Source organism: Bradyrhizobium sp. LA2.1 (assembly GCF_040547725.1).
Lineage (GTDB): Bacteria > Pseudomonadota > Alphaproteobacteria > Rhizobiales > Xanthobacteraceae > Bradyrhizobium > Bradyrhizobium barranii.
Genome location: NZ_JBEPQI010000043.1, coordinates 40,928 through 51,265 on the forward strand (window position 1 = coordinate 40,928; position 10,338 = coordinate 51,265).

Consider the following 10,338-nt stretch of genomic DNA (forward strand, 5'->3'; position numbering starts at 1 on the left):
ATGCGAGCTTTCCAGATATTGATCGATGGCTTTGCCATCAGCGCTCTCTACGCTCTCGGTGCCACCGGCTTCACCCTGATCTTCGGCGTCTCCGGCGTGCTCAACCTCTCCCACGGTGCCATCATGGTGGCCGCAGCGGTGGCGGCCTGGGCCGCTGCCAGCATCCTCAACGTCGGCACTTATGCCGGTGCGCTGATCGGGGTCGCCGTCGCCCTCCTCACCGCCTTTGCGACCTATTTCGCGGTGGTGAAGCCCATTCAGGACTCCCGGCGCATCCCCAATGAGGAGAAGGAGATCTTCGTCCTCACGGGAACGCTGCTCTGGGGCATCATGATCCAGGAGCTGATCGCCTATTTCTTCACCAACAACGCCAAGACCGTGCTGCCGATCGTCGAAGGCATCGTCGAGATCCTCGGCGTCCGCACGCCGAAGAACGAGATCTTCACAGCCATCGTGTGCTGCCTCGTGATCGCACTGCTGTGGCTGCTCGTGAATCGCACCCGCACCGGCAAGGCGGTGCTGGCGGCGTCGATGAACCCGCGCGGCGTGACGCTACTCGGCCTCGAGCTCACCAACATCTACATCGTGGTGTGGGGGATCTACGGGATCCTCGCTGGCATCGCCGGCGTGCTGCTCGGCATGTTCCTGGGGGTCAGCTCCTACAGCGTCGGACCGCTGACGGCGAGTGCGTTCTCGATCGTGGTGCTCGGCGGTCTCGGCAGCGTCTCCGGCTCGCTGATCGCGGCCTTCGTGGTCGGCTATCTCGAGACGCTGACGGCCTACCTGGTCTCGCCGGCCTACCGCACCATTCCGGCGCTGCTGCTGCTCGTGTTCGTGATGTATATCCGGCCCCAGGGCCTTCTGGGGAGGCGCTGAGATGTCCACCTTCTTCACCTCCCGCCTGTTCGTCATCTCGGTCGCGCTCGTCATCATCGCCGCAACGCTGCCGCTTTACGTCTCCGGCTACGTGCTCGGCCTGCTCACCGTCGCGTTCTATTTCGGCGTGTTCGCGATGGCCTGGGACCTGCTGTTCGGCTTCGCGGGCGAGGTCAATTTCGGGCCCACTTTCCTGATCGGCGTCGGCGCCTACACGGCCGGCATTCTCAACGCACAGTTCGGCTGGTCCGTCTATCTCTGCATCGTGTTAGGGGCGCTCGCCTCCGTCATCGCTGGCCTCGTGCTGGCGTTGCCGGCGCTCCGGGTCCGCGGGCCTTATTTCGGCCTGACCACGCTCGTCGCGGTGTTGATATTACAGAATTTCATCGTGGTGTTCGCCGATCTCACCGGCGGCGAGATCGGCCTGACCATCCCCGACGTGATCACCATCAACGCCGGCGCCAATTACTGGATCGCGCTCGGCTTCATGACGATCTCGGCGGCGATCCTCTACGGCCTGTCGCAATCGCCGATTGGCCTCGTGCTCCAGGCCAGCGGCCAGGATCCGGTGCAGGCCGGCGCGCTCGGCTTCAACATCGTCAAGCACAAGCTTGCTGCCTTCATCGTCAGCGCGTTCTTCTCTGGTTTGTCCGGAGCGCTGCTGGTGTTCTATTTCGGCACCGCCTCGGTCGGCACCGTCGTCGACGTCGCGGTCGGTGTGAACGTGATCGTCTCGGCCGTGCTCGGCGGCCGGCGCACCGTGCTTGGCGCCGCGCTCGGCGCGATCTTCCTGATCGTCGCCGGCGAATTCTTAAGGCCGACCGGCGAGCTCGCGACCTTCATCGTCTCGGCGGTCGCGCTGCTCGTCGTGCTGTTCTTCCCCGGCGGCTTCCTCGGAGCGGCCCTCTCGCGTGAGGCGCGCTCGTGATGGATATGATCGCAAACCGGCCCGTGCTCGACGTCCGCGGCCTGACAAAACGCTTTGGTGGATTGACGGCGGTGAAGAACCTCGGCTTCGAGGTGAACGCCGGCGAGATCTTCGGCCTGATCGGGCCGAACGGCTCCGGCAAGTCGACCGCGATGAAGAGCGTGATGGGCATCGAACGCCCGACATCGGGCGAAGTCATCTTCGAGGGCGAGAACGTCGCCGGCCTGCCCGCGCACAAGATCGCGCGCAAAGGCTTTGGCATGGTGTTCCAGCACTCGCGGCCGCTGAACCGGCAGACCGTGCTGGAGAACATCATGGTCGCGCTGCTGCCGGACAGCCTGTTCATGCTGTTCCCGGACAAGGCGCTGGTCGAGCGCGCCAAATGGATCGCGGACCGCGTCGGATTGGGCAGCGTGATGAACCGCCGACCGCCGACGCTGCCTTTCGCCGATCTGCGCCGGCTCGAGCTCGCCAAGGCGATCGCGCGTGACCCAAAGGTCGTGCTGGTGGACGAGCCCTTTGCCGGGCTGACGCGGGCGGAGGTCGATGTCTTCTCCGACTTGATCCGCAGCTTTCGCGACGAGGGCCGCGCCGTGATGCTGGTCGACCACAACGTCAAGAGCGTCGCCGCGCTGGTCGACCGCGTGCTCGCGATGTATCTCGGCGAGGAAATCGTCACCGGCAAGGCCGACGACGTCATGAAGAACGAGACGGTGCGCCGGGTCTATCTCGGCGGCGCCATTGAGACCCATGCGCGGCCCGAGACCAGCTTCAAGGACAAGGTGCCGCTGCTCCAGGTCGAGAATGTCAGCGTGTTCTACGGCAAGGCGCAGGCGCTGGAGAACGTCTCGATCCACGTCCACGAGGGCGAGTTCGTCTCCGTCGTCGGCCTCAACGGCGCCGGCAAGACCACGCTGTTCAACACCATCTCCGGCTTCCTGCCCTACAGCGGCGAGATCGTGCGCGGTGGCGACAGACTGCGTGGCACGAGCCCCGCGAAAATCGCCCGCAGCGGGCTCGTGCAATGCCCGGAATCGCGCGAGCTGTTCGGCGAGATGAGCGTGCGCGAAAACCTCGATCTCGGCGGCCAGCATCTCTCCGACGACAAGCGCGCCGCGCAGCTCGCCTGGCTGTTCGAGCTGTTCCCGATCCTGAAGGAGCGCCAAGGCCAGATGGCACAAACGCTCTCCGGCGGCGAGCAGCAGATGCTCGCGATCGGCCGCGCGTTGATGATGCAGCCGCAGATCCTGATCCTGGACGAGCCGACGCTGGGCCTCGCGCCCGTCATCCTCGAGCAATTGTCCAAGGCGCTGACGAAGCTGCGGCAGACCACCGCGATCACGGTGCTGCTCGGCGAGCAGAACGTCACCTTCGCGCTGCCGCATGCCGACCGCGTCTATGTGCTGGAGCACGCCCGCATCGTCTGGGAGGGCGATCCCGGCCGCTTCGCGAGCGAAGCCGGCGCCGATTTTCTTTAAGTCCGTCAACATCAATAAAAACATAGAAAGGGAAACGACCATGCGACCTTCAATCCTCGGCAGCAGCCTCCTCACCTCCGCACTGGCGCTGTGCCTTGCCGCACCCGCCTATGCGCAGTCGAACGATCCGATCAAGATCGGCGTCATCGCCGAAGTGCAGTCGATCGCGGGCGCTGCGACCCCGGGCGGCGCGCAGATCGCTGCCGACGAGATCAACGCAAAGGGCGGCATTCTCGGCCGCAAGGTCGAGATCGTCACCTATGACAACAAGAGCTCGTCGGCCGACTCGGTGCGCGCCTTCCAGCGCGCGGTGAGCGAGGACAAGGTCTCCGCCGTGATCGCGAGCTATATCTCCGAAGTCGTTCTCGCGCTCGAGCCCTGGGCGGCGCGACTGAAGATGCCGCTGATCACACCCGGCGCTGCCTCTAACGAGATCACCAAGGCGATCCACAACGACTACGAGAAGAACAAGTACACCTTCCACGGCTATCTGACTTCGGCCGCGCAAGCCCAGCTCGTCTGCGACGCCGCCAAGGATCTTCTGGTCGACAAGCTCAAGTTCAAGACGGTTGCGATCATGAGCGAGGACGCGGCCTGGACCAAGCCGCTCGACGTCGGCTACGAGGCCTGCCTGCCCAAAGCGGGCCTGAAGGTCGTCGAGCATGTGCGCTTCTCGCCCGATACCACCGACTTCACGCCGATCTTCAACAACATCGAGGGCAAGAAGCCCGACGTGATCGTGACCGGCATCTCCCATGTCGGCGTGCAGCCGACAGTGCAGTGGAAGAACCAGCAGGTGCCGATCCCGATGTTCGGCATCAGCGCACAGGCGCTGAGCCCGACCTTCTGGAAGGACACCAATGGCGCCGCCGACGGCGTGCCGTCGCTGGCGGTGGCAACACCCGACGTCGCCGTGACCGCCAAGACAAAACCGTTCGCGGCCGCCTTCAAGGCCAAGTTCGGCACGCCGCCGGCCTATACCGGCTACACCGCCTATGACGAGGTCTACTTCATCACCGAAGCGATCAAGCGCGCAGGCTCGACCGATCCCGACAAGATGGTCACCGAGCTGGAGAAGACCGATTACGAGGGCACGATCGGCCGCATCCAGTTCTACGGCAAGGACGACGAGTTCACCCACGGCATCAAGTCCGGTCCCACGACCGTGTCCGGCCTCGTCTTCCAGTGGCAGGACAGCAAGCAGGTCGTGGTCTGGCCCGAGAAGATCGCGGAAGGCAAGCTGAAGTTTCCCGCCTTCGTGAAGCTGTCGCAGTAACCGGCTCGTCCCGGCATCAGGCCCACCGCTCATTCGCGAGCGGTGGGCTTTTCTTTGTCCTTCAAGAATCTTTGTCCTTCAAGAAGCATGCTGCGCCGCGGCCGGCTCGTAGCGACCTTGGGTCACGTTGACGTTTTGCCGCCACCTCCGCCATCTACCCCGCCGGTGATGAAGCGGAGCATCTCAGATGGACGCAGGCATCTCTCCCGGACAATCCCCGGCACCTCAAGATTTCGCCCAGATATTCAGGCTGATCGGTGGGTACCGCATTTCGCAGGCCCTGCGCGTTGCCGTCGAGCTTGGCATTCCGGATCACCTGGCGGCAGGCCCGCGCCATTGCGACGATCTCGCGACAACGACCGGAAGCCATGCTCCGACCCTTTACCGGCTGCTTCGCTTCCTGGCCGGTGCCGGCCTGCTCGACGAGACGTCTCCGAAGCAGTTTGCGCTGACACCGCTTGGGTCTACCCTCCGCGCCGATATCCCAGCTTCGATCTGTCCGGTGGTGCGGCTATGGCTCAGCGAATCGCACTGGCAATCCTGGAGCCATCTTCTGCACTCTGTACAGACCGGCCAGCATGCCTTCGATTACGCACACGGGACCGGGGTCTTCGACTATTTGCGCGAGGACGCCGAGCTATCTGCGATTTTCAACGCGACGATGACAACCAGCTCCGCCCGGTTGGCCACCGCGCTTCTCAAGCACTACGATTTTCACGGGATAGGCCGCATCGTCGACATAGGCGGCGGACATGGCTTCACGCTCACAACGATTCTGGCCGATCACCCGACCATGCAAGGCGTGCTGTTCGACCTTCCCGATGTCGTAGCCGGCGCGTCTCTGGAGGCGATTGGAGGCAAGAACCGATGTGAGATCATCGGCGGGAGCTTCTTTGAAACCATTCCGGCAGACGCAGACGCCTACATTCTGAAGCAGATCATCCATGATTGGGATGACGAACAATCGCTGGCAATCCTGCGAAATCTTCGCGCGGCAATGCCAGGACATGCTCGGGTTCTGCTGATCGAACGACGGATCGAGCCAGATCATCGCGACGCCATGCGCGTGCTCCATATCGACATGGAGATGCTGGTCAATGTCTCCGGCATGGAGCGCACCGACGCCGAATATCGATCCCTGCTGGAGCAGGCCGGATTCCGATTGGCGAGGGTGGTGCCGTTGCTCGACGGTGCAGGCTTTGCGGTATTCGAGGCCATGCGCTCCGACACGAACTGAGATCGGGCAGATCGCTCGATGCAGTCCGTCTTCGCAGTTGCGTTCTGCGCCATGACCCGCCTATCGACCTTTCGCCATGTTGACTTTCCATCGTCCCGCTCCCCATAATTCGTAAAAAAATAACAAGACCAATCAACAGACGGGTTTTGAGGGAGGATAGGATGCCGACTTCACGCAGGCAGTTGCTGAAGAGCTCGGCGGCTGCCGCCGCCGCACTCAGCCTCGATTGGACCCGGGCCCAGGCGCAAGCCGAGAATTTGCGCATCGGCCTGATCTACGACCTCACCGGCCCGTTCGCGGCGGGCGGCTCGGTCGCCTCGTCAATCGGCGCGCAGATCGCGATCGATCTCGTCAACGAGAAAGGCGGTGTCGGCGGCAAGACCAAGATTGCTCCGGTCGCCGCGGATTCCCAGAGCAAACCCGACGTTGCGATCAACGAGGCCGAACGCCTGATCAGTCAGGAGAAGATCGACATCATCAACGGCGTCTATGCGAGCTCGCATGCGGTGCCGCTCGCGGCCAAGGTCGAGCAGCAGAAGAAGATCCTCTGGATCACGACCGCGGTCTCGACCGCCGTGTTCAAGGACAAGAATCTGCAATACGTGTTTCGCGCGCAGATCCATTCCGACCAGTATGGCCAGGCCTTCGCGAGCTTCCTCGCCGAGCATGCGCAAGGCAAGCTCGGTATGGATCCGAAGTACGTCAAGGTCGCGCTGATCCACGAGGACGGCCCGTATGGCGTCGGCGTCGCGGCGGCCGACGAGGCCTACGCCAAGCAGGCCGGCATCCAGGTGGTGCTGCGCGAGGGCTACTCCGCCTCGGCGCCCGACCTCTCGGTGCTCGTTACGAAAATCAAGCGCGCCAAGGCCGACGTGATCTCGCATGCCGGTTACAACCCCGACATCACCCTGTTCCTGCGCCAGGCGCGCGAGAGCGGATTGCGCTTCAAGATGTTGTTCGGCGCCGGCGCCGGCTACAGCCAGCTCGACAAGCTGCGCGCGACCTTCGGCGCCGACATCGACAATTTCTGCAACATCGATCCGGTGCCGGCGCAATTGCTCGATCCCGCAAAGCTCGCGCCGGGCATCGGCGATCTGACCAACGCCATGGTCACGCGCTACAAGGCCAAGACCGGCGCGACCGAAGTGCCGCCACACTGCTCGATGGGTTTCAACCAGACCTGGGTGCTGCTCAACAACGTGCTGCCGGTCGCCAAGGAGAAATACGGCAGCTTCGATCCCGAGGCCATCCGCAAGGCCGCGCTCGACGTCGACATTCCCGCCGGCGGCACTATCCAGGGCTACGGCGTCAAATTCTTCCCGCCGGGCACGCCGCTGTCCGGCCAGAACGAACGCTCGACGCCAGTGGTGATGCAGAACGCCGGCGAGCGCATCTCGGTGGTGTGGCCGACCAACATCCGCACGCAGGACCCGGTGTTTCCGCTGCCGAAGGGCTCGACCTACGGGGCGTGAGGTGATGCGGACGGTCTCTTCCCCTCTCCCCTTGTGGGAGAGGGTGGCTCGCCGCGTAGCGGCGAGGCGGGTGAGGGGTTATCTCCGCAAGCAAATCTCTTACGTTCGAACTCGCGGAGGGAGACCCCTCATCCGGCGCTCCGCGCCACCTTCTCCCACAAGGGGAGAAGGGATGGCAGCGTGCCTGCGGTCTCTTCAGCGGCCCTACAACACCACCCGCCGTCCCTCCTCCGCGGCCCAGTAGCCCGCGTAGTTCACCTTGATCGTCTCATACGCCAGTGCGAGGTCCGACAGCGGCTGCCGTCCGCTCGCGGCGCATTCCATGAAGTCCTGGATCTCCTGCAAGTACCCGCGCGTCCACTCCTCCTCGAGGCAGACATATTGCCAGCCGGTTTTACGGTCGACCTTCTCGGTGATGTAGACGCTTGCGAGCTTCTCCTCGCTAGTCTGGTAGCTCATCAGATGCGTGTTCGGCGTGATGTTGGCGAACAGCGAACCGCCGGAGGTGTAGGTTTCGATCAGATTGCGCACGCCGCCCATGATCATGTCGCCGGAAAACACGGTCGCCTTGGTGCCGTCGGAGAACGTCGCCGTCAGCGTGCCCCAATCTTCGACATCGACCGGATTGGCCTTGATGTAGGTGCGCTCCTCGGGCTTCAGGACGGCCGTGACGTTGCCGACATCGCCGGTGACGCTGGCGACGCGGATGGTTTCGCCGCGCGCCCTGGCCTCCACCTGCTTGAGATAAAGCACGGCCGAGAGCGGATGGCAGCCCATGCGGATCAGCGAGCCGCCGCCGGTCATCGCCCATTGCGCGGCATGCGCGGCGTGCGAGCCGGAATGACTCTCCTCACCCTTCATGAACAGGATCTTGTCTTTCGTCGCCCTGATGATCTCCGCGGTCTTGGTCACCGCGGGCGCGTAGATCCAGTCCTCGGCATACATGAAGAGTTTTCCGGTGCGCTCGATTGCGGCGCGGGTCGCGTCCATCTCCTCCAGCACCCGCTCATACATCAGCGCCTTCGGTACATGCTTGCCGATCGGCTGCGCGTCGCCTGCCCGGCCGAAATAGCCGGCGAACGGCTTTTCGCAGATCACGTGCTTGCCGGCCTGCATGCTGGCGACAATCATGTCGGCATGGAGATTGGGTGGGGTGCAGATGTCGATGACATCGAGCTCGCGGTCCGCGATCAGTTCGGCGAAGCTGCGATAGACCCGCGGAATACCATGGCGGCCGGCGAATTCAACGACATGATCGCCGCGCGCCGCGACCGCCGCGACCTCGACATCCACACCGTAGACGCGGCGGAACGCATACATGTGCAGCTCCGACACGAAGCCGCAGCCGACAAGCCCCACCCGAATCCTGGCCATAGCCCCCCCTTAGCCTTGCGTTGGGCGGCACTATAGCGCGACGGCCAGCCTATTCCACCGAGACCCGCACCACGCCGGCGCTCATCATGCCGAGCGCTTTGGCCGCCGGCACCGAGAGATCGACGATCCGGCCGCGGATAAACGGGCCGCGATCATTGACGCGGCACTGAATCGACCGGCCACCGTAGGACACCGTCAGCACGCTGCCGAACGCGCGCGTGCGGTGAGCGCAGGTCAGTTCGCCGCCCTTACCGGCTTTTCCGTAACCGTAGTATGAGGCAAGCCCGCTTTCGGCTTGCGCGACAGAAAATGCAGAAAGCGAAAAAGTGGCCAGACTGAAGAATAACGTCGTCTGCGTTCGCACGGCACCGCTCCCGGTTGCCCTGCCCGGCGCTGCAAACGTCGATTTGTTCCGGTAAGTTCCAGGAACACTGCCGGGCGCGCCCGGCAGTGCCATCACACATTGTTACTGTTTATGGAACACCAGCGTGCGGACCTCGATGCTTTCGCGCGGCGCCGCATCGGCCGGCGTGGTCGGATCGACGAAGGCGGTATGCGGCCCGAAGCGGGTGCGGCCGTCGGTTGCGGAATCATAGCACTTGAGCAGCAGCGCCTCGTCCGGCGCCATCTCGGGAAAATAGAACCAGCGGTGGTTCGGATTGTATTTCACCGAATAGGTCTCGCCGCGGCGATTGGGATAGATCAGATCGGAGGCGACGAGATCGTCGGGCGCGACGGTCGTGCCGTCTGCCATCGCCAGCGGTGAATCGCGCAAGGGTCCGCGGATCGGCCGCCAGAGGTTGATCACCTGCACACGCCCCCTCAAAAGCGCGTCGGCTTCGTCGGGCAGATGCTCGCGCACGCGGTTGGCGCCGGAGACGGCGGTCTGGTCGACATGGACGCGCGTCGCAGGCTGGCGCGGGCCGCCGTCGCGAATATCCGCCGCCCCCTCGACACGCCTGCGCACGGTATGATCGAAGATGACGACCCGGTCGGCCTTCAGCGTCGCGCGCAGGAACGCCTCGACGGCGGGATAATAGACCGCCCGGATTTCCTCGTCGTTGTAAAAGTCCTTCACTTGCGTCGGGTGACGCACCAGCGCAAAGCCCTCGCGATCGAGCGAGAAATTGTCCGCGATCAGGCGCGCGTCGAAGATCGGGACCTGATGCGGCTCCGGCAACGACGTGCTCTTGGGCTCGCCCGGCGGCGGATCGAAAGCATAGGTGCGTGGCTTGCCGGAAACCGGCGCGAGGTAGTTGAGTTCGGCAGTGACGAAGGGAAGCGATTCGATTTTTGTTTCTTGCAGGCCCATGGCCGGTCTCCCGATGTGGTCGTCTGTCTGATTTTTGACGGGATGCGGCGCGGTGCAAGGGAGGCGGTACAAATAGCAATGGGGCTGTTGTCGGCGGTGAGGAACGCAGAAGAAATGTTTCGACGGTAACCCGGCGTACGCTACTCCCCTTCTCCCCTTGTGGGAGAAGGTGGCGCGAAGCGCCGGATGAGGGGTATCTCTCCGCGAACTCAATAGTGAGAGGCGAGTACGCGGAGAGATACCCCTCACCCGTCTCGCCGCTATCGCGGCGAGCCACCCTCTCCCACAAGGGGCCCGTTGCGTTATCGGCTCTTGAGGCTGAAGACGTCAGGAGCGAATGCCTTGGTCCCGGCAATTGCCTGCCAAGATCTGTAGTTGTCGCCCT

The 10,338-nt window shown here is 63.6% G+C and carries 9 protein-coding genes; 6 read left to right on the forward strand and 3 right to left on the reverse strand.

Going from position 1 to position 10,338, the window contains the following annotated elements; genetic code table 11:
• The 6 genes from ABIB95_RS44610 to ABIB95_RS44635 all read left to right on the forward strand — a co-directional run bounded on the left by ABIB95_RS44610 (position 1) and on the right by ABIB95_RS44635 (position 7,267).
• Positions 1 to 876 (forward strand): branched-chain amino acid ABC transporter permease, encoded by an 876-nt coding sequence (locus tag ABIB95_RS44610; protein ID WP_354248857.1) that lies wholly within the window; start codon positions 1 to 3, stop codon positions 874 to 876.
• Position 877: 1 nt separating this feature from the next.
• Entirely contained in the window at positions 878 to 1,804 is a 927-nt protein-coding gene (locus ABIB95_RS44615; protein WP_354248858.1) for a branched-chain amino acid ABC transporter permease, read from the forward strand.
• Positions 1,804 to 3,282: an ATP-binding cassette domain-containing protein gene (locus ABIB95_RS44620; protein WP_014493138.1), complete on the forward strand. Its 1,479-nt coding sequence runs from the start codon at positions 1,804 to 1,806 to the stop codon at positions 3,280 to 3,282. Before ABIB95_RS44615 ends, ABIB95_RS44620 begins: the two co-directional genes overlap by 1 nt.
• A gap of 40 nt (positions 3,283 to 3,322) precedes the next feature.
• Positions 3,323 to 4,558 (forward strand): ABC transporter substrate-binding protein, encoded by a 1,236-nt coding sequence (locus ABIB95_RS44625; RefSeq protein WP_354248859.1) that lies wholly within the window; start codon positions 3,323 to 3,325, stop codon positions 4,556 to 4,558.
• A 187-nt stretch (positions 4,559 to 4,745) separates the two neighbouring features.
• A complete protein-coding gene (locus ABIB95_RS44630; protein ID WP_354248860.1) occupies positions 4,746 to 5,795 on the forward strand; it encodes a methyltransferase in 1,050 nt (349 codons plus the stop codon).
• A gap of 161 nt (positions 5,796 to 5,956) precedes the next feature.
• Positions 5,957 to 7,267, forward strand: coding sequence for an ABC transporter substrate-binding protein (locus tag ABIB95_RS44635; RefSeq protein ID WP_354248861.1), 1,311 nt, complete (start codon positions 5,957 to 5,959; stop codon positions 7,265 to 7,267).
• Positions 7,268 to 7,471: 204 nt separating this feature from the next.
• On the opposite strand, the gene ABIB95_RS44640 is transcribed toward ABIB95_RS44635, so the two are convergent.
• The 3 genes from ABIB95_RS44640 to ABIB95_RS44650 all read right to left on the reverse strand — a co-directional run bounded on the left by ABIB95_RS44640 (position 7,472) and on the right by ABIB95_RS44650 (position 9,953).
• A complete protein-coding gene (locus tag ABIB95_RS44640; RefSeq protein WP_354248862.1) occupies positions 7,472 to 8,641 on the reverse strand; it encodes a Gfo/Idh/MocA family protein in 1,170 nt (389 codons plus the stop codon).
• Between the two features lie 49 nt (positions 8,642 to 8,690).
• Positions 8,691 to 9,005, reverse strand: a complete 315-nt coding sequence (locus ABIB95_RS44645) for a septal ring lytic transglycosylase RlpA family protein (protein ID WP_071910599.1) — start codon at positions 9,003 to 9,005, stop codon at positions 8,691 to 8,693.
• A 102-nt stretch (positions 9,006 to 9,107) separates the two neighbouring features.
• Positions 9,108 to 9,953 (reverse strand): CmcJ/NvfI family oxidoreductase, encoded by an 846-nt coding sequence (locus ABIB95_RS44650; RefSeq protein WP_283017457.1) that lies wholly within the window; start codon positions 9,951 to 9,953, stop codon positions 9,108 to 9,110.
• Positions 9,954 to 10,338: the final 385 nt, after the last annotated feature.

Bases quoted from the DNA above. Each gene is read 5' to 3' on its own strand.
- ABIB95_RS44610 (WP_354248857.1), top strand. From the start codon at position 1: ATGCGAGCTTTCCAGATATTGATCGATGGCTTTGCCATCAGCGCTCTC.
- ABIB95_RS44615 (WP_354248858.1), top strand. From the start codon at position 878: ATGTCCACCTTCTTCACCTCCCGCCTGTTCGTCATCTCGGTCGCGCTC.
- ABIB95_RS44620 (WP_014493138.1), top strand. From the start codon at position 1,804: ATGGATATGATCGCAAACCGGCCCGTGCTCGACGTCCGCGGCCTGACA.
- ABIB95_RS44625 (WP_354248859.1), top strand. From the start codon at position 3,323: ATGCGACCTTCAATCCTCGGCAGCAGCCTCCTCACCTCCGCACTGGCG.
- ABIB95_RS44630 (WP_354248860.1), top strand. From the start codon at position 4,746: ATGGACGCAGGCATCTCTCCCGGACAATCCCCGGCACCTCAAGATTTC.
- ABIB95_RS44635 (WP_354248861.1), top strand. From the start codon at position 5,957: ATGCCGACTTCACGCAGGCAGTTGCTGAAGAGCTCGGCGGCTGCCGCC.
- ABIB95_RS44640 (WP_354248862.1), bottom strand. From the start codon at position 8,641: ATGGCCAGGATTCGGGTGGGGCTTGTCGGCTGCGGCTTCGTGTCGGAG.
- ABIB95_RS44650 (WP_283017457.1), bottom strand. From the start codon at position 9,953: ATGGGCCTGCAAGAAACAAAAATCGAATCGCTTCCCTTCGTCACTGCC.